Below are 19,409 nucleotides of genomic sequence, written 5' to 3'. Positions count from 1 at the left end.
TGGAGCCTTCTGACGTGTCGTCCTGCCAGATCCAGGTGCCGGATGCCTCAACTTCATCCCGCCCGCCTGACGCCCGGGCAAGCATCCGCGCACCGTGTATACGGCGCGCCGGGTGCGTGGGGAGTTAAGGCAGAAAAAGGGCCGGCAACTGCCGGCCCTTTCTGTTCTTCGGTGAAGACAAAAATGCCATCTCACTCAAGGTGGCGATGCGTGCGCACCCTCCGGTGCGTCACCGGGGTTTATGAGTGGTCTTCGTGGGCTGCTGTTTCAGCGCGGGTCCGTCGTCCTGGCCGGAGGCCGCCTGCCTTGATGCCCTCCCATTTCTTCCCGCCGTTGTACTTCCGCTGGACGCGCCGCAGCTCCCGCTTGACCGCGGCTTCGACGAAATCGTTCACCGAACCATAACCCTCCAGCACGCCCACGTTTTTCACGACGGCGCGGATCTGTTCCGCGTCATCCCGGGTGAACTTGGCCGTGATGGAGTTATCGTCCCGTTTAGCCCGCTGCACGGTCCTCCCGACGTCCTCGTTGTTGGTCACGCTCAACAGTGACGCCCTGGAACTTCAAGGACACCGCCACGTCTTCCACGACCAATTCCTTCACTGTTTTGGGCTGCCCGTCTTTGCCTTGGAATGCGCGGGACCTGATTGTTCCGACGGCGATGACCCGGGAACCCTTCGTCAGCGACGCTTGAGCGTGCCTTGCTGTTGCGTTCCAGGCACTCGCGCGCAGGAACACGGTCTCCCCGTCCTGCCATTGGCGGGTGCCCTGGTCCCAGGTTCGGGGTGTGGTGGCGATGGTGAAGTTCGCGACCACGGACCCGGTGCCCAGTTCCTTCAGCCGCGGGTCGGCGACGAGGTTGCCGATCACCGTGACCGGCTCCCCTGCCGACGCTTCACCGGATGTTGCCGGGACTTCCGAGGACTGCCCTGCAGGAGTCGTTTCGCCGTCGGTTTGTCTCTCAGCAGGCCCGGCACCGACGGCGTCTGTGGAGGGGTGGTGCGTGTCGGTGGTGTCAGTGAAGGGGTATCCGAGGGTGGTGCCGATGGGCCAGTCCGGAAGACCTGGCATCACCAAGGACCCACCCGCCGGCGCGACGTCGTACTCCGTGTCGCTGGCGGTGTCGGTGTAGGGGTTGGTGACGGTGACGTTGATCCGTCCCGTGGGGTTTGCGGTGCGGCCGAACTCTTCGAGGTCGTCTTGCCGGCGTCCGCTGAGCCGGAACCGTTCGTTGGCCTTCCAGGCCTCGAGGGCGCTCATGCCGCTTTACGGCGCAGCGCCGCCTGGGTCAGCTTGTCCATGCGGATCCCGGACCAATGATTTTCACCATCGGCACTAACTACGACGGGCGCCTCGGAGTAGCCAAGATCCTCGCAGATATACGTCAGCGCTTCAGGAACTTTGGTGATGTCGACGGCACGGTAGGGGATGCCTTTGCGGTCGAAGTACTCCATCGTCTTGACGCAGTTCAGGCAGCCGGGCTTGGTGTACACCGTGTAATCAGGGGTTGAAGAAGTCATTGTCAGTCCTACGTTTCGTATCAGTTCGGGTTTCGTTCGTCTGGTCGACTTGATACCTCAATTCTACTGTTATTCAGGTAGAAAACAAAGCGTTTTAGCCCGTATTTTAGGGCTTTTGGTACATGTGTATTTCCCCGCAGACAGAACCGATGCTGGGCCCGGCCAGGGTGGACATATGTCATTTTCAGAAGCTGACGGCACAAAATGTCAGAAGTCCCCTTCAATAGGTCATTCTGTGGGTACTGCGAGCAGAGATTGGCGTTCTTTGCACAGGAGTAGAGAGCACCCAGAGGTCACAAGTCCTCTGCAGAACCGATCCTGGCGTATTCAGCCCTGCCGGGAAAATCTTTGGGTTTTGGCCCGTTTGAATAGCCTTGTCACGCCTCGGCGACCTTTCATTCACCCGTAACTAAGGGGTTTCCTGAGTCGTCCCGGCTGAGAAAACCGATGTCGCGCGGTTGGTTGGCCGGGCCAGTTAGCTTCGTCCCATGGGGAAGGGGCCCAAGCGGGGCTGCCGCTCTGAAGCGACGTTCCGCCCCAAAGTGTGGTCAGAAGGTCTTGCTGCTGGCATTACACCGAGCGGCGTGGACGGTAATGCCTCCGCTGACACCCAAGCTCAGAAGCAGGGCCAGGAAACCGACACTGGCTGCCGCGAAGTAGCTCACTGGCATGGGCGCGGTATCGACTACCGGTTCCATGTACGCCCAGATAGTGGCACCAGCGGTAACTCCCAAAACGGCGATCAGGCCGGTTAACACCCACACGGCAATGGCCAGAATGATCATCTTCATAGCTCCCCCAAGCCGAGTACATTCCCCTGTTGTTGATAGATCCTAACCGTGGGTCATGGCAGGTAGCCGCCGATCATTTTCTTCGGCCGTGCCGCCGTAGGCGCGGCGGACGCTGGTATTGCAACGGTTGAATGATGATCGTTGCGTCATCGCGGAGGAACATTCCGGGTGGCCGATGCCCCGGCTGGACTCATCCGCCACTTACGAAACGGGGGAATTGTGAGTACATCAACTGCGAACGCATCACTGGGCATCCCCCCAACCAACAAATTGGCCATCGCGGCAACAGCGTTGGCCGGGTTTGCCTTTGCCGGCTTGCGGAGCTTGCCCGATGGAAGCCTGTCGACCCTTGTGGCAAGGGCCAAAAAATCTTGCGGGGATCCGAGCGAGCGAGGATCCCGGCTAAAGAATTTTTGGGACGCAGGCCCCGACTGTGGAGGGGCTTGACGGGCTGGAACGGGCATTTACAATCCGACAGGACAGCAGCCAAAACGCTTTCAAGAACAGGTGGTGACGGGCAGGAGCTCTGCGACGGACCGGCACCACCGGAACAGCCGGCCACGAAGTGGACGCCCTTTAGTGCTCGCCCAGCGAGCACCCCTCCCTTGGTTCCCACCGGATCCTACCCATGGTGCGTCCCGGGCCGGGTGCGCCGCTCCCACGAGCCAACCACCCCGGGCGCTGGTGCGGGAACGGCGGTCCGCCGCCGGCGACCACCCACCCGGGCCAGCCACCTGCGGCGGACCGCCCACCCACCAAAGGCGAACGGCCCACCGCGTGGTTAGCGGAGTGCGGGGCGGTGTTCGGCGGCGAACAGGACGGCGACCCTTTCGTTGTGCCAGTCAAGCGCCGCGTATTGCCGGGTGATGTCCAGGACGCCCGCCTCGATGTGGGCTTCGGCGGTGACGGCGTGCGCCATACCGCGGATGTGCGCAGCAAGATCAGCCGCTGCAGTGGCGCTGTAGGCGACGGGGGATGTTTCAGCCATGGCGGCGAGGGTTCCGAGGAACACCACGGCTTGGGCAAGGGTCTGGGCGATGCTACGGGTCTCGGTCATGGTCTCTGTGGCCTTTCGGGGTAACGGGCGGGGTCTTGCCGCGCGGTGGGTTCCGCCCGGCAAGACCTGTTGGAGGGTTTTAGGCGGTGGGCTGCTGGAGGCCGAAGAGTCGCTGGGCAGTCGCGATCAGGTGCTCGGGGACGTTTCCCTCTCCGCCGTCGTCGGTTTCACCGAGGGCCACGACGTCGCCGCAATAGATGTCGAACAGCCCGCCGGTCTCTTCAAGGACCAGCTCGCAGGCGCGGCGGTTCGGGGCAAGGCCCAGGATTTTGCCTTCCTCGTTGAGGTAGAAATGCCAGTCCTGGGCGCTGACGGCTTCGATGTTCCCGCCCACCAGGGTTTGCAGGCTCTGTAGTCCTGCGTCGATGGTCTCCAGACGTGCGGGTTCGGCCGGGTTGGCGGGGATGATCAGGGCGGTGCAGGTGCTCACGGTTGGTGTCCTTACTGGTGATGAGAGTTTGGGGGTGGTGTCCCGCCCGTCGGGCGGGGCACCGGTTGATGGGCCGGGTTTAGGCGGCGTCGCCGAGCGTGCACGGGATCCGGTAGCGGCTGGGCATCTCAGCCGCAGTGCCGGGCAGGTCGGCCGGGCCTTGGGCCGGTCCGTTCGTCCAATGGAAAAACGCCTGCTCGCTCAAGGCGGACCAAAACCTCGCTTTCGTGCGGAAAAACGTGGTTTGGACGTCGCCTTCGCAGTAGGTCGCCATGCCGAACAAGTTGCCGATGCCGTCCGCGGTGCGGGTCCCGGCGACCATGACGTAAGGCCACTGGCCGAGGTCCCAGCCGTCACAGCCCCAGCTGGGGATCACGGCCCAGCCGTGTTCGCCGATCACGTCCATCCAGTCGTACCCGTCGTTCAGGTGGTAGTTCACGAGCACGGGCACGTCGTGGATGGTCTCCCCCGTGTCGGCGGTGGTCACGGTCTTCTTGGTCACTGCGTTGTTCATTGGTGTCTTCTTTCTTTGCCGAGAAAGGTGGTGGGCGGGGCGCTCTGGTGAGTGGCCAGCACCCCCGGTCCCCCGTTCGTTGTTTTTCCTGCTGGCGAAGCCAGTTAGCTGACCCGGGCCGGCCCGGAGAACCCTTTAGGGCCAAGGCACGGCAATCTATGACTGTTTTGACGGGTCCGAGCTGGCGAGGGACCAGGGCAAAAGAGTCATGGATTTCCGTGCCGCGGATCCCGGAACGGGATTTCGAAGGGATGGCACGGGGCGGCATAATCCGACAGGACAGCAGCAAAACGCTTCTAAACGAGCAGGTGGTGGCGGGCAGGAGCTCTGCGACGGACCGGCGGCACCCAACAGCCGGCCACGTAGTGGACGTCCGTTACTGGTCGGGAGCGCAGCGGAGACCAGCCCTGGCCTGTCGATCCATCGGTGGGGTTGGTACCGTGGGTTTGTCCCGCCGGAGGCATCCCCCATGTTGCCGGCGGGACACCCATCAGGGAGCAGAAAACATTGGGACTGGCGAAGCCTTTTCACCAGGCACCGGACAACACACCCCGCCTCGCCCTCCCCCGCCCCGGCCGTCATCGAGCCTGTGCAACAGCTCCCGCTGACCGCCGAGCAGCGGACCGACATGGACGCGGCCCAGGCCGAGTTCTTGGAAGCCCTTCGGGAGGCTGGGGTGAAGCACCTTCATGCGTGCAGCCGGAACGGCACCTGAAAGGAGGATCCGCAGGCCCTTCGCGCCATCAGCGCGATCCTCCGGGGCGTGCACCTCGAGAACAAGCACACGCACTAGAAGTCCCAGGCCGGGAACAGACCTTTTCTGGGGTGTTCGGGCCTAGGCTGAGCCCATGGGCGAGTCCATCCCGCAGGAGCTCCAACCACCCGTTGCCGTTGCTCTGGCGAAACTCGTCAAGAGTTTCCCCGGACCTCGGGCGTTGCCGGGCGGGCTGTGGGCCGAACCAAAGTGGGACGGGTACCGGACCATAGCCTTGGTGCAGCCGGATGGGGTGACGCTGTGGTCACGGCAGGGGAAGGAACTGACCAGGATCCTGCCGGATCTGGTCGCAGCCATCCAGGAACAGGTGCCGGCAGGGGTTGCTTTGGATGGGGAGGCAATCATCTGGAATGGGGATCGGCTGGATTTTGAGGCGTTGCAGCGGCGCATGGTCACTTCCAGGGCGGCTCTGCCGGCCTTGGTCCGTGAGCTGCCGGCCGCGTATGCGGCTTTCGACGTGCTGGCCGTTGCCGGGCAGGATATCCGGTCGTTGCCGTTCACGGGGCGGCGGCAGCTGCTCGAGGAACTGGCCCGTGAATGGGCCGCGCCGTTGAACCTCTCCCCCGCCACCACCGACATGGACGTGGCGAAGACCTGGTTGAAGGACCTACCGGCCACGGGGGTGGAAGGGCTGGTGTTCAAGGGCGGATCGCAGAGCTATGAGCCGTCGCGCATCTGGTTGAAATTGAAGAGCAAAAACACTTTCGACGTGGTGTGCGCGGCCGTCACCGGCCCCGTCACGCAGCCGCAGGCCATCATCGCCGGCCTGCCGATCGATGGGGAGCTGCAGATCGTTGGGCGCTCCAGCGTGCTTTCCACCCGGGTGGGCCGTGAGCTGGGCCGCCAGCTCCACCCGGCCCGTTCCGGGCACCCGTGGCCTGAGGAGGTCAGCGAGTCCTCGCTGAACAGATTCAGCAAAGACAAGGGCCCTGTACACCTCACACTGGTCGAGCCGATAGTGGTGGAGATATCAGCCGATGTCGCGTGGACCGGCCAGTCCTTCAGGCACCCGGTCCGGTATCTACGGGCCAGACTCGAGCTGGACCCTTCCGAGGTCGGGCTTCCCCCGCACCTCCACAACCGGTAACCCCGCCCTCTTGCGGACGGGTTGTCCCCCTCAGGGAAGGTCGAAGCACACACGTTGGGGTGACGGCTACGCCTGCTCATGCCACTCAGCACAGCCGATCTCCGAGTCCTGCGTTGGATGCAATTCCGAAAGGTCCTTATCTTGTCGGTCGCTTGGAGTACAGTTATTTTCGAACATAGTTTCGAATAAAGGTGTGTTGTGGGCGTGATAGTTGGCCCCCGTGTGATAGACGCGGGACTGTCTGTGGTGACGGTTTTCCTGGCACCGCTGGCGGTGGCTGCCGGCTATCCGTCCCCGGCCCAGGACTACTTTGAGGGGCGGATAGACCTCAACGAACACCTGATCAAAGACGTGACCAGCACCTTCATCGTCCGCGTTGTCGGGCAGTCCATGGAGCAGGCCGGAATCAGCGACGGCGACGAGCTGATCGTCAACCGCGCACGGGAACCAAAAGACGGCTCGGTGGTCGTTGCCGTCCTGGACGGAGAACTGACGATCAAACGGCTACGGATCACTCCCACAGGGGTGGTCCTGCAGGCCGACAATCCACGCTTTCCGGATATTCACGTTCCGGCGTTATCGGAACTGACGATCTGGGGAGTCGCTGAACGGTGCCTCCACCATGTCTAAGCCCGCGGTAATGCGCCGGATGCAGGAAATCGCCCACGTGGACGTGAACTGCTTTTACGCCTCGGCCGAACGCGCCTTCAACCCGGCCCTGGAGGGCAAGCCCGTCATTGTCCTCTCCAACAATGACGGATGCGCCGTCACCCGCTCCCCCGAAGCGAAGCGCCTCGGGATCGGGCTGGGGGATCCGTGGTTCAAACTGCGGCCCCGGGCCAGGGAATGGGGCCTGGTGGCCCTGTCCAGCAACTACGAACTCTACGGCGACATCAGCTCCCGGGTAATGGAGTTGCTGGGCCGGTACTCGGCCTGGCTGGAGGTGTACTCCATCGACGAAGCCTTCCTCGGCGTCAAAGGCGAACCCGACCAGCTCCTGGAGCTGGGGCGGGAGATGAAGGCCGCGTGCCGGCGGCATGTCGGGGTGCCCGTCTGCGTCGGCATCGCACCGACGAAGACGCTCGCGAAACTGTGCAACAAATGGGCTAAGAACAACCCCTCCTTCAACGGTGTCTGCCGCTGGGAATCCGTGCCGGTCGAGCAGCGCGAAGCGCTCATGGCGAAGCTCTCCGTGATCGAGATCTGGGGCGTGGCCACCCGGCTTACGAAACGCCTGAACGCGATAGGGATTTTCACCATCGCCGACTTGGTCCGGGCGGACCCGGTCGCCATCCGGGACAAGTTCTCCATTGTCATGATGCGCACCGTCCTGGAACTCCAGGGCACCCCATGCATCCCCGTGGAAGAGGAACGGATCGGGCGGGACCAGCTGATCTTCTCCCGGTCCTTCTCCACCCCAATCACCACAACGGCGGGGTTGCGGCAGGTCATGAGCGTCTACGCCCAAATGGCCAGCGCACGCCTGGCCAAGCACGACCTGCAGGCGAAGGTGCTGACGGCGTTCGCGGGGACGTCGCACTTCAACCCGAACGAAAAATCCTTCCCCTCCACCTGCGTGGTCCTGCCGATGCCCACCGCTGACCCGGTGATCCTGACCAAGGCAGCCCACGCCCTCCTGCCCCGGGTGTTCGAGGGCGTGAAGTACGTCCGGGCCGGGATCATGGTCACCGACCTGCGCCCGTCCGGGAACCAGAAACCCTTGGAAATCTTCGGAAACCCCCACGAAGAACGCGGCATCGGGATCCTGCTCGAAGACGTGGCCAAACGCTACGGCCGCGGCTCCATCGGCCTCGGCCACGCCGGAATCCGCGGCGGACCCGACTGGACCATGAAACGCGACATGCTCTCCCCCAGATACACCACCCACTGGGACGAACTCCCCCTCGTCAAAGCCGCCTAACCCCGCGGCCGCCACCACCCTTGGAAGGAAACGACCAGATGACCCTGGCACCCGAACACCCCACCCACACCGCCTTCCCCGAAGTGGCGGTACGGTTCAACCCTGCCGGCCAGCCGCTGGCCGTCCGGCACGACGGGCGCCTGTGGGTGATTACCGAAGAACCAATGCACTGGTTCGAACGGGACTCCTGGTGGGAAACCCGCCGCACCGCGCCGGTCGGGGTCGGGAACATCGTCGACATCGAGTATTGGCGTGTACAGGTCAAGTTCTCATCCAACTCGGACCTGCGGACCTTCCTGCTTCGGCGCGAACCTGCGGGCACCCAGTGGCTGCTCGTCTCCATCAGCTAGTGCCAGAACAGATGTACCGCTCCCCGTCCCGGCCCAGTTATGGCTAGGTACCCTGCGGAATCGGTCAACCTTCACGTTGCTACCCTCGGCCTGCAGCTCACCCCGAATCGGTTCTTCCCTTAGCTTCTCTATGCAAGGGACCGGCCAGACGCCCCCTATAGAATCAAGGGGCTGGCTCCGCGCGGAGTTTGCTGAATGAAGGATATTTTTACGTATGAGTAACCCCAAGGGGCGGCTTGAGCTGACGTGGATGGGCAAGGACCAAGCCCTGATTCCAGTAGACCACGGCAAGTATGACTATGAATGGGTCAGCACTCAGGACCCCCGTGCCCGTGAAGTTAGGACGGTCGATGTCAACGGCTCCTATGGAGAAGGCCCGGACGACAATCTGCTGATTACAGGGGATTCCGGCGACGCATTGCGGGCTTTGGTTTCTGTTCCCGAATGGGCAGATAGATACCGTGGCAAGGTCAAGCTGGTCTACATTGATCCGCCTTTCAACACCTCACAGGTCGGTTTTGAGCATTACGCCGATTCCTTAGAGCACTCGATTTGGCTAACACTCATGCGTGACAGGCTCGTCTACTTCAAGGACCTGCTGGCCGATGATGGTTCTGTCTGGGTGCACCTAGATGACGCCGAAGTTCACCGTATGCGTTGTTTGCTTGATGAAATTTTCGGTGCCGCAAATTTTGTCGCAACAGTTGTGTGGCAAAAGGTGTATGCCCCGGAGAACCGAACTGATGTGTCCGCTTCCCAGGATTACATACTGCTCTATGCAAAGGATCGCCCCACCTGGGCGAAAAGCCGCAACCTTATGCCTCGGGATGAAAAGCAGACGGCGCAGTACAAGAATCCTGACAACGACCCGCGCGGTCCATGGAAGGCAGCTGACGCCACAGCTAAGGCGGATGTTGGGCGCAGAGCGAGTCAGTTCTACACCCTGAGGACGCCGGCCGGCAACGAGTACCAACCTCCTTCCGGCCGGTGTTGGTTGTACACAGAGGATCGTTTCGAAGAAATGGTCGCCGACAACCGGGTTTGGTTCGGCAAGGATGGCGGAAGCAGGCCGGCCATCAAGAAATTCCTCACTGAGGTCAAACAAGGTGTCACACCTTCGACTTGGTGGCCGTATACGGAGGTAGGCCACAACCAGGAGGGAAAGAAGGAGATCCGGTCCCTGTTTCCGTCCATAGTCCCCTTCAGTACTCCGAAGCCGGAACGACTGCTTGAACGCATTTTGCACATCGGGTCCAACCCCGGCGACATCGTCATGGACTGCTTCGCCGGTTCCGGAACAACGCTGGCTGTGGCACACAAGATGGGGCGTCGATGGGTTGGCGTCGAGTTACAGTCGGATACGGTTGCGACGTTCATAGAGCCAAGACTCAAGGCGATTATTGATGGCACAGAGACTGGTGGAGTCACAGCCAGCACCGGTTGGGCTGGCGGCGGCGGATTTGGAACCGCCGTGATGGCACCGTCAATGTACGAGGTCGATGAAGACGGAACCGTTTACCTTTCCGAGGATGCTGTAAACGGGGCGTTCTCGCGTTCGGTTTGTGGCCAACTTGGCTTCCGTTTTGAAGAAGGGGACCCCATTTTCTGCGGCCGCAAAGGCCGTACTCGTTTGGCCGTTATCGATGGAATGGCTGACGAGCATGTAGTCCGGGTCGTTGTTTCTTCGTTAGCCGCCCAGGAAAAGGCAATGGTTGTTGCCAAAGGCCTCCAAGAAGGCGTAGCCGAGCTTCTGCGGGAACTCTCCCCTGGCTCAAGGATCCGCAAAGCGCCGGAAGATTTGTTCATGAAGAGGACAGTTAAGTGAAGCAGTCCATTACTTTCGACCGCGAACTCCTTGATGACATTGCCTCGCGCCTTGATTTGAGGCTGCCGAATCGCACTGGTCTGGCCGCGACAGTAAAGCACCTGGCGCAGGCTGTCGGCGATTACGTCGAGTTAGTGAATGACTTGGCCACAGGCGTCGGCAAGACATTCCTCATGGTGGCCTTAGTCGAATACTTGGCGGTTCAAGGTGTCCGCAACGTATTGATAGTGACTCCGGGTTCGACCATCCAAAAGAAGACGCTCGCGAACTTTGATCGAACATCTTCCAAGTTCATCTCCGGCGGCGATCATGTGCCTCTGGTGATCACTCCCGAGAATTTCCGAACCTCGTCGATGGGTGCAGCACTGCATGACGGGGACAAGCTGAAGCTGTTTGTGTTCAACGTGCAGCAGCTAATTCGGCCCAAAGCTTCCAACTCGCGTCGAGTCTATGAAGTGGACGAGAACCTTGGCGATGCACTCTACGATCATCTGCAGGGCCAAGATGACCTGATCGTTATCACCGATGAACATCACGTCTACCACGACAAGGCGGCGTCCTTCTCCGCGGCGATCAGAAGCCTCTCCCCCATGGCTTTGGTCGGGCTCACCGCTACACCTGCGAAAGCCGATGAAGACAAGGTGGTCTTCCAGTACACCTTGGCTGAGGCCATCGCAGATGGCCTTGTTAAGGTCCCCGTTCTGGTCTACAGGCAAGACGGCATGAAGGACGAACGGACCAGATTATCGGATGCCTGTCACCTGTTACGACGAAAGGACGCCGCGTACAGACTTTATAGCTCAGAGGTCCCCGGAGCACCGTCGGTGAAGCCAGCCCTCTTCGTCGTGTGCCAAGACATCGAGCATGCTGGCGAGGTCGGTCAATTGCTGGCTGGACCAGAGTTCATTGGAGATCCGAACGCGGTTCTTGAAATCACCTCACAATCTTCTGATGAGGCCCTCGCAGCGTTGGATGCGGTCGAATCTCCGGATTCGCCTATCCGGGCAATAGTCTCGGTGAACATGCTCCGGGAAGGCTGGGACGTAAAGAACATTGCCGTCATCGCTGCTTTGCGAAAGCTCGATTCCGAGATGCTGACCGAACAGGTACTCGGACGAGGTTTGCGCCTGCCGTTCGGGAAACGCACCAACATTGCCGAAATCGACCAAGTCGATCTCGTTGCGCACGACTCCTACCAGAAACTGTTAGCCAAGAAGGACATCCTTAATGAACGACTGCAGCCGAAGCCGCGCGACGAGCTAGAACGCACGCTGCCGTTCGACTGGTCGAAGGCACCGGAAGAGCAGCCTGCCGCAATCCCTGAAGACCTCCCTGAATACGATTCGAACGGGCAACCCGGCCTATTTTCACTTCTTCCTGATCTGATGCCATCCAACCCCGATTCGCTAGTGACGCCAGGCAGCGGCCTGAAAGCCGCGGACCTGGACAAGAAGCTGGATACGCCAGGGCCGGAAAAGAAGGGCCGGGTCGAGGGCGCACCGACTATTGTGTTTCCTCTGGAGAAGTCGAGACTTGTCCAGACCCAGTTCACTCTCTCAACCGTTGCAGATCAGGATGCAAGGTCGCTCGGTCAGCGGTACTCCCGTGAAATACCGCTGTTTATGCGCCGCGTGGCTCTGGAAGCCGAACGCCGTGGCGACGACGTCGGAGTCATTGCAACACCTCAAGACCAGGTCGAGGCGATCCAGTCCACCGCACCACTTGACACCGTTCGTGAAGAACTCATAGCTGCCGTCATGGCGCGGCCGGAGGTCGAAAGTACAAAGGCACAGCGAGGCGCCGCCAAACGAATAGTTGACGCATTCCTTGCCGGAGCAGGGGCCACTCATGAGGATGAAACTGCAGTCTGGTCAGAGAACCGCAAGAAAATGGCTGTAGAGGGGTTGCGAGGCCTCATCCGGGAGGCAGTGAGTAACCGGAAAACTGAGCGCCAGAGAATACTCGAGCCCGTGGTTCTCCCTTTGGAGCCGGTTCTAGTGGATCCTTCTCTTCCGGGTGCCTACGACGGCGGGTTCATTCGCCGTGCTCAATACAAGGGGTGGAGGCGCAACATTATGCCGATTGCGTCATTTGACGCCAAGTCAACCGAGTGGGAAATTGCCCATATTATCGACAACGACTCCGAGGTCGCGTGGTGGTTGCGTCTGGATTCCCAAGGGCCAGTGTGGATTCCGACAGATGAAGCTGGCCGATATTTTCCGGACTTCATCGCCATCGATAAACGGGGAACGCGTTGGATCATTGAAGGGAAGTCGGACAAGGAATCGACCGACCCAGGTGTGCTCCACAAGAAAGCTGCGGCCCAGCAATGGGCCCGGTCAGTGCGTGACGAGGATGACGAACAGTTCGGCCAATGGCGCTACATGTTCATTACTGAGACGGATGTCAAGCGCTCATCTGGGTCATGGAATGGGCTACTTACCGTGACAAATCCCGAGTAAGAACGGCCGATCCTTCATGCCAAGATCACTGGCTATCCGACGGCGACTTGCGACATCGGCCGCGAACAACACCCGTTACAGTGGTACTCCTTGCCAGAATCCTAGGAGCAGCCCGTGGAGCCGCTGACGAGTATCAATTTCGACCAGGTCATAAGCCTTGCTTTTTCCCTGCATTCAACCCCGGGCTCCTACGCCTGTATCCTAGGCGCCGGCATCTCAATCCCCAGCGGCGTCCCCTCGGCGTGGGGAGTCCAGGAAGACTTGCTGAAACAGCTGGCCGGAGCCGAAGGCGAGAGTCCGGAAGATCCTTTCGAATGGTACGAACGGAAATATGGCGAGCAGGCCTCCTATGAAAGTCTGCTGGAGCGACTAGCTCCCACTCAACATGCACGCCAGCAATTGCTGCGTGGGTATTTTGAACCCTCAGACCTCGAACGTGAGCTGGAACTGAAGAGGCCAACCGCCGCCCACCGAGCAATTGCTCGACTTGTAGCCGCTGGCTCTGTACGTGTCATTCTCACACTGAACTTTGACCGCCTCATGGAAACGGCACTCAAGGACCTGGGCATCGAACCGGTGGTGGTCAGTCATCCATCCGACATCCATGGGCTGGCTCCGCTCCACACCGTTCAGGCTTTGATCGTGCACCTCCACGGTGACTATCTGAACCCCAGCGCAATGCTCAACACACGCGCGGAGCTTGCTGGATATCCCGAACACGTAGACACTTTCTTGGACAGAATCCTGTTTGACTATGGTCTGATCTTGGTGGGCTGGTCAGCCACATACGATCCTGCCCTGCGTCAGGCAATATCAAGGAGTGCTCGCCGCGTCTACGCGCCTTACTGGATCGACCCTGGACAGTTAAGTCCTGTTGCGGAGGATCTTCGTTCGCTGATAGCAGCAGTCAAAATCAGCTCTGATGCCGACACCGCTATCGGACGGTTGGCCGACGCTGTTGATGCACTTAGGGACCGGGAGTCAAGGCACCCTCTGGTTCCAGCCGTAGCTGTCGGAACAGCCAAACGATACTTGTCCGGACGAACCACCGCTGTCCAACTTCATGACCTCCTGCAAAAGGAATTCGACAACCTTCACCGGCAGAAAGACCTGCTGCTGAGCCGCACCGGATCGGAATCCCCTGACGGCGGATATGCACGGATGCTGGACCGAGTAGAAGAAGCAACGCTGGTCCCAACGGCTTTGATCGCCACAGCCGCATACTGGGGAACTGCTGAAACGGATCAATGGTGGGTACGAGAAATCATCCGCTTCACGGCCGAGACAACCGGCCCTGGACAACGTCACGTGAGAGAGCTCCAGCTCACTTGTGCGCTTCAGATGTTTTATGCGGCAGGCGTCGCCGCGACCGCCGCAGGCAGGCTGGACCTCGTCCACGCGCTCCTAAATCTGCACACCGAAGATCCGGCCAGAAGGCAGATCCACCTTTCACAACTGCTAGCACCCGACGTCGTGTTTCGCGAAGACGCGGCCCCCGGCCGCCGGCTATTCAAACTGTTGTTGCCACTCTTCGTTCAACACCTCACAGTAGGGGCCAAAAACTTCGAAGAATCATGGGACAGATTCGAATTCCTTCGCCTAGTAGAATCAACATTTGCGAAACCTTTATCAGTACGCCTTGTTGAAGTTGCCCGCGGGACTGCTGGTTACCTGGAATCAGCAAAGCAGCGCATGGAGGCCGCGAATTCCAGCAATGACCTGGATGAGCACGACGCAGCCGAGCGCGAACTTCGCAACGCCAACCGCCGTCATGACATGCAAATCGGCGGGATCGCAGACGAAGTCCCCGTCTTCAGACCCTACGTCAACATCCAAAACACAAGCATCGAAGTGTTCAGATCGTCCATAGGACAAAGGCTGCTCGCAGAGATCGATATGCAGGGCGATCTTCACCCCCTCTCGCAGGCAGGGTTCGCTGGAGGACAGCCAGGAGACCTTACGGCCCTGTGTACTGCCGTGGATGTAGCCATTGGCAGAATCGGCCATGAAGTTGCCATTCGCAGCATGCCCGGCGGTAGCGGAACTGTCCCCGACAACTTCCGGATCGGCGATCTTTAGCCTTCCTTGACTTAAGACGCGCCCCTGCCGCCAGTTCTTTCGCTGACCTCATTAGGATGCAAGCATGTCGCCGAGAACGCCGCTGCCCCAGACCATCCAGATTTACCTTCCCCAGGGTGATCCGGCGGGCATCCGGATGGCTGAGATCACCACGCGTACGGTGAGGGTTTTCGAGATACCACGGCCCCTGTTGAGAGACTTCCGGGATATGCCGGAATCCAAACAGGTGGCTGTCTATTTCCTGTTCGGATCTTCGTCGTCAGGACTGCCCTCCTGCTATATCGGCCAGACCGGCAGCGTGGGTGAGAGGCTCAAGCAGCACTCGGACAAGAAGGATTTCTGGGACCGCGCCCTGGTTGCTGTCTCGCTAACGAACGCTTGGACAAACACGCACACGGGATACATGGAGTGGCAGGCGATCCAGAGCGCCACGCATGCGGAACGGTACGGGCTGCATAACGGCAACGAGGCATCGAACCCGCACACGCCGCCGCCTCTCGAATCCGACTGCCGGGAGTATCTGGAAACTATTTCCGTTCTCTTGACCACCCTGGGATACCCGGTCCTGGAGCCGGTCCGCGAGATCAGCCTTGCTGGTACGCCCGGGGAAGGAGAGGCTGCGGAAACTCTGTTCTTCACGGAGGGCGGAACCGACGCCCGTGCCAGGCCGACCACAGAAGGCGTGCTCGTCCTCGCAGGCTCTGTCGGTAAAGCAACAGCCCGGCCCTCCCTCTCAGCCTCGCTGGCGCGCCGCCGTGCGGCTCTGGTTGAACAGGGCGTTGTTGAGGTTCGCGGTGAGGAATATGTCTTTGTCAAAGACCACCTGTTCAGCAGCCCCAGTACCGCCGGTGCCATCGTCGTCGGAGGCAACGTCAATGGACGGATTACCTGGAAGACCGCGGATGGGCGCACCTTCCAGCAATTAGAAGATCAGGCCCTGAGCTCCGATGCCTGAAACCATGCAGGGAGGGCTATGTATACGCGCACCCGCCTAGCGTTTCCTACCGAAGATGCTTGCGATGGCCTCCATCTGTCGCTGCCGCTCACGTTCGCTGCGGCTCCACCCGCTACCACTCTCGTAGTAGACGAGGCAACCGGCGGCTCCCACGCTGACTTTGCTGGCCTCGCTGCAGCTTCTCGATGGGCTTTGATCTGTGCAACCCGGTCCGGTTCAGGCTTGTCTCCGATGTACTGAGCCATCTCCGGCGGCGGCGCAGCGGCGTAGTGGGTGGGGCTGAGAATATAGCTTCCGCCGTGGGGGCGGTAGCCTGCCGCGTAGTTCGCGACTAAGACGGCGATCGACTCGTGTGCCATGTCCATGACGACGCTCGTCAGCGGCAGGTCCACGACCAGATCGGGAACGTCCGGGGACCACAGCACACATCGCGACACCACCACGCTCATTTCCGCCATGGCGGCGGTCCCAGTTTTTACGGTCCAGCGGCTTACGCTAGACCTCGAACGCGAACTGCCGTCCGCTAGCAAGCTCCGCCTTCACGTCGCTCCGCAGCCGGGCGCCGGGGACCCAGAACGCCTCCTCGACAGACCATGGGAGAACCTGGCTGGTCGCGCGCCCAATCCATGATGAGTTGCTTGCCATGGAGGTGCTGAGCAGTTTCCCCGTGCCGCCCCAAGCCATCCGGAGCCTCCCTGCTTGTGCCGGAAGTGGATACACCTCGTCTCGGCTAGGTTCGACCGTTCGGGATGAGTAGCCCCCGAGTCGGCATCAATCCCTTTTGACCTCTGCAAGGGTTCCGGTGCCGTCGAGTAACCACCTGGCGCCAGCTGCATCTGTGAACGTAACGGAGGTCCGTTTAGCCACCCAAGTGGGAGCTTCTGTCTCCGAACCATGGGGCCAATAATCTCCCTGAGCTTCCCATAGGAAGCGATTGCCCCCTCGCCCACCGACACTGAAATTGGGGGCGGGGATTGTATCTTGCGCAACATAGAACCCACTCGGCTTATCTGGGTGTCTGAACTCCACATCGGTGTATTCGGTACCGAGCGGGAACTCAAGACGACACTTCAGAGAGAACCGTGGCTTGTAAGCGTATCTGCTTCCCGGGGGATCTTTAGGGCGTTCGGCAGAAGTGGTGATCTTAACAGCCCTGGCATCCTTTTCCTTCTTCTTCAGAGCTTCTGCCGCCGCAGCTTCTCTTCGGGAGCGCTCAGCCCGCTCCTTTACTAGCTTGGCCTCGTTGTGCTGCTCTAGTTGAACGTCAACCGACTTCCTTTGAACCCTGAGGGCGGCGATTGCGCCGACGAAACCCAAGAACGTCACAGAAGCACCCACCCAGTCCGCAACTGGTCCCCACTCAGTTGCCATAGGTGCTGACTCGCGCACAAGCGCGATCACTGAGGCCACTAGTAGACCAACCAGGCCAGCGGAAACCAACAACAAGATTTGTTCCAAACCTGTTCGGTTTACCCAAAGCGCACCCCATACGGTGCGAACATGTCTCTTCACTCTGCAAGTTTGCCCTAACCAAAAGCCGTGCCAGTGCCTTGGAAATGGAACACACCCGGACGGGACATGAGCATGCTCGGGCTGTAGCGTATAGGGCTCCTTCACCGGGCATTTATTCGGGCAGGGTATACGGGAATCCGAGAATGGCTAGAACAGGCGGAGGTTCTGAGCGCGGAAGGACCGTGACGGAGCGGCCGGTGGACGACCGGCTAACGGGCGCCGGGCATGAACGCGGAACCAAGGCAGTTCTCCGATGAGACCCCCGCTAACGCACTGGGACCTCCTGAGGACCGGAACGAGCATTCCTGGATTCGTAGTTCAACTGCTCGGCCTTAACATTTCCGGTACTGACGCTGATATCGTCCTCTGCTGGCGTGCGGTGCTCTGTCGCAACAGGACGCCGCACGCCGGGCGAGAGTTCTCAGTAGGGCAAGGTGTTGTCCCATCGATCAGGCCAATTGCCATAAACCCAGTAGAACGAGTTCTTAGAAGGCTCGGACCAGTGCCTGCCTGAGGTCGGTAGGGCGGGAAGGCGGTCCTCGCCGTAGGGATCGACCGGTGTGATGCTCTTGGCCGTTGGGATATCACTCTTCGGGTCTGCCACAGGCTGTACCGCGCCCTGGTCTACAGGAGTGATGGGTTGTGACGCACCTTCCAGCGTTTTCCGGCGACGTGGAAGGTGCAGACTCTTTGGCTTCTTCGGAAGGTCCTTTCTGAAGCGCTTGATCAGCTCCAGGTTGGCGCCGACACTACTGAGCCCCGGTGTGCTCTTCCTGATCAGGGTGAGGTCCAGTAGTTCGCTCTCCTGCCAGTACAGCCTTAGCAGGCTTCCGCGGCCCGGGAATCCTTGAGCTGCTGTCATGATGAGCGCGTAGGCTGCCTCGGCGATCAACTCGACCCTGGCGACTTCGAGTTCTGCCGGGGTTGCCGTGCGACCGTAGACCTGGGCCAAGGCGCTCCAAGTGGAGAGCAGTGCGTCGATGGAGTAGAGCTCTTCCACAGTCTCTCGCTCCTTGGAGTGGCCGATTTCAAGGATGTCCATGACCAAAGAGTTGGGCATCGTCGCACCACTCCCTTGCCTGCCCCGGAGATAGGCGTTGACTCGTCCTGCTGTGATCCCGTACGACCTCAGCCAGCACCGCGTTTCCTGGGAATCCTTGTCAGCGTGCTTGCGTTCCTCGAGGTAGGTGTTGGCGGTCCATTCGATGAAGTTGGAATACTGGTGGATTTTCATGGTGTTCTCCTGAGCTGTTAGGGCGTGTGACGCGTGGATGATCAAAGGGCAAAAGAAAAGGACCATCCACGGGGATGGTCCTTCGAAGGGGCGAATCGATCTCTGCTGGAGCTGACTGTCTGAGCTAAGTGGTTCCTCCTTTGGTACTTAACGAAAAAACCTCTGCAGTTGCAGAGGTTGGATGGTCATACAGTATGGTGCCTGAACGCTGTTACTTTGCTTCACGTAGCCGCCGTAGAACTACTAACGGTGGCTCAGCCCGAGACAAACGGGGGCACACCTAGTTTGGAGTGCAGGAGCCGTTGGCCTTGGCTGATATTCCCTTGTCCTGGTAACTCATTCGAGCGGGATGGCCTTCGGTGCCTGCACTTTACGTTACGAGGTGCTGCCTAGGCCTTTATGCGTACGCAATGTCCTGAACGCCACCCTCGGGGCCCTATGTGCTGGCTGCTGTTCTGACAAGGACTTTTCAGTTCCAGATTAAAGTGCCAGTCAAGATCTTGTGTATGGTTACGCACGTCCTCCCCACCCAGAGTGACTCCCGCAACGGCGGACGACCTTATGTCTCATTATCGCGTCACTTCCGTTTCACTTCCGAGCGTGCTGTCACTTCCGTGACATTAGCAAGTCAGCTGTTGATCAGGTACGGCTGGCACAGCCATAAGAAACGCGATGACCTCAGACACCAGACTCCTCGCAGTCATGGATCTGGGGGGCCGTGTCCCGCTAAGAGCTCCCTAAGGCGCGGCGTATGGTGATTTCGCTGACACCTAGGTGTACTAACCCGGTAGGTTGGTGACGCGGCTGGCTGGGGAGGCGCCTTTGAGTGCCGTGTGTGGCCTGCTGCGATTGTAGTGCTCGATGAAGTCCTGGTAACAGGCTTGGCGTTCGGTTTCT

At 60.2% G+C, this 19,409-nt stretch carries 18 protein-coding genes; 8 read left to right on the top strand and 10 right to left on the bottom strand.

What is annotated here, in order from left to right:
• Positions 1 to 239: 239 nt before the first annotated feature.
• From LRQ04_RS16355 to LRQ04_RS16325, 7 genes are all read right to left on the bottom strand, one after another.
• On the bottom strand, positions 240 to 539 hold the full coding sequence (locus tag LRQ04_RS16355; protein ID WP_308194965.1) for a hypothetical protein: 300 nt from the start codon (positions 537 to 539) through the stop codon (positions 240 to 242).
• On the bottom strand, positions 496 to 1,260 hold the full coding sequence (gene ssb / locus LRQ04_RS16350; protein WP_235521434.1) for a single-stranded DNA-binding protein: 765 nt from the start codon (positions 1,258 to 1,260) through the stop codon (positions 496 to 498). Before ssb ends, LRQ04_RS16355 begins: the two co-directional genes overlap by 44 nt.
• Positions 1,257 to 1,520: a glutaredoxin family protein gene (locus LRQ04_RS16345; protein ID WP_235521433.1), complete on the bottom strand. Its 264-nt coding sequence runs from the start codon at positions 1,518 to 1,520 to the stop codon at positions 1,257 to 1,259. The genes ssb and LRQ04_RS16345 overlap by 4 nt, the downstream gene beginning before the upstream one ends.
• A gap of 548 nt (positions 1,521 to 2,068) precedes the next feature.
• Positions 2,069 to 2,311 (bottom strand): hypothetical protein, encoded by a 243-nt coding sequence (locus LRQ04_RS16340; RefSeq protein ID WP_021474734.1) that lies wholly within the window; start codon positions 2,309 to 2,311, stop codon positions 2,069 to 2,071.
• A 781-nt stretch (positions 2,312 to 3,092) separates the two neighbouring features.
• Positions 3,093 to 3,368, bottom strand: a complete 276-nt coding sequence (locus LRQ04_RS16335) for a hypothetical protein (protein ID WP_235521432.1) — start codon at positions 3,366 to 3,368, stop codon at positions 3,093 to 3,095.
• A 79-nt stretch (positions 3,369 to 3,447) separates the two neighbouring features.
• The gene (locus LRQ04_RS16330; RefSeq protein ID WP_235521431.1) at positions 3,448 to 3,798 is read right to left on the bottom strand and encodes a DUF3846 domain-containing protein; all 351 of its coding nucleotides are present in this window, start codon (positions 3,796 to 3,798) and stop codon (positions 3,448 to 3,450) included.
• 79 nt (positions 3,799 to 3,877) lie between these two features.
• On the bottom strand, positions 3,878 to 4,312 hold the full coding sequence (locus LRQ04_RS16325; RefSeq protein WP_235521430.1) for a hypothetical protein: 435 nt from the start codon (positions 4,310 to 4,312) through the stop codon (positions 3,878 to 3,880).
• Between the two features lie 848 nt (positions 4,313 to 5,160).
• Here LRQ04_RS16325 and LRQ04_RS16320 point away from each other — a divergent pair.
• From LRQ04_RS16320 to LRQ04_RS16285, 8 genes are all read left to right on the top strand, one after another.
• Positions 5,161 to 6,174: an ATP-dependent DNA ligase gene (locus LRQ04_RS16320; RefSeq protein ID WP_235521429.1), complete on the top strand. Its 1,014-nt coding sequence runs from the start codon at positions 5,161 to 5,163 to the stop codon at positions 6,172 to 6,174.
• Positions 6,175 to 6,372: 198 nt separating this feature from the next.
• A complete protein-coding gene (locus tag LRQ04_RS16315) occupies positions 6,373 to 6,804 on the top strand; it encodes a LexA family transcriptional regulator (RefSeq protein WP_235521428.1) in 432 nt (143 codons plus the stop codon).
• A complete protein-coding gene (locus LRQ04_RS16310; protein WP_235521427.1) occupies positions 6,797 to 8,095 on the top strand; it encodes a Y-family DNA polymerase in 1,299 nt (432 codons plus the stop codon). The genes LRQ04_RS16315 and LRQ04_RS16310 overlap by 8 nt, the downstream gene beginning before the upstream one ends.
• A 38-nt stretch (positions 8,096 to 8,133) precedes the next feature.
• Positions 8,134 to 8,445, top strand: a complete 312-nt coding sequence (locus LRQ04_RS16305; protein ID WP_235521426.1) for a hypothetical protein — start codon at positions 8,134 to 8,136, stop codon at positions 8,443 to 8,445.
• A gap of 214 nt (positions 8,446 to 8,659) precedes the next feature.
• Positions 8,660 to 10,270: a site-specific DNA-methyltransferase gene (locus tag LRQ04_RS16300; protein WP_235521425.1), complete on the top strand. Its 1,611-nt coding sequence runs from the start codon at positions 8,660 to 8,662 to the stop codon at positions 10,268 to 10,270.
• Positions 10,267 to 12,732 carry a DEAD/DEAH box helicase family protein gene (locus LRQ04_RS16295; RefSeq protein ID WP_235521424.1) on the top strand — a complete coding sequence of 822 codons (2,466 nt, stop codon included), beginning with the start codon at positions 10,267 to 10,269 and terminating at the stop codon, positions 12,730 to 12,732. Before LRQ04_RS16300 ends, LRQ04_RS16295 begins: the two co-directional genes overlap by 4 nt.
• 114 nt (positions 12,733 to 12,846) lie before the next feature.
• Entirely contained in the window at positions 12,847 to 14,811 is a 1,965-nt protein-coding gene (locus LRQ04_RS16290) for an SIR2 family protein (protein WP_235521423.1), read from the top strand.
• Positions 14,812 to 14,875: 64 nt separating this feature from the next.
• On the top strand, positions 14,876 to 15,766 hold the full coding sequence (locus tag LRQ04_RS16285) for a GIY-YIG nuclease family protein (protein WP_235521422.1): 891 nt from the start codon (positions 14,876 to 14,878) through the stop codon (positions 15,764 to 15,766).
• A 771-nt stretch (positions 15,767 to 16,537) separates the two neighbouring features.
• On the opposite strand, the gene LRQ04_RS16280 is transcribed toward LRQ04_RS16285, so the two are convergent.
• The 3 genes from LRQ04_RS16280 to LRQ04_RS20785 form a co-directional block, all read right to left on the bottom strand.
• Positions 16,538 to 17,137 carry a hypothetical protein gene (locus tag LRQ04_RS16280; RefSeq protein WP_235521421.1) on the bottom strand — a complete coding sequence of 200 codons (600 nt, stop codon included), beginning with the start codon at positions 17,135 to 17,137 and terminating at the stop codon, positions 16,538 to 16,540.
• Between the two features lie 562 nt (positions 17,138 to 17,699).
• The gene (locus tag LRQ04_RS16275) at positions 17,700 to 18,512 is read right to left on the bottom strand and encodes a hypothetical protein (RefSeq protein ID WP_235521420.1); all 813 of its coding nucleotides are present in this window, start codon (positions 18,510 to 18,512) and stop codon (positions 17,700 to 17,702) included.
• A gap of 779 nt (positions 18,513 to 19,291) precedes the next feature.
• Positions 19,292 to 19,409: integrase core domain-containing protein (locus LRQ04_RS20785; RefSeq protein WP_374198954.1), on the bottom strand; the 118-nt coding region annotated here is incomplete at its 5' end.

The organism is Paenarthrobacter sp. AR 02 (assembly GCF_021538675.1).
Classification (GTDB): domain Bacteria; phylum Actinomycetota; class Actinomycetes; order Actinomycetales; family Micrococcaceae; genus Arthrobacter.
This window is presented reverse-complemented; position numbering and strand designations above follow the sequence as displayed.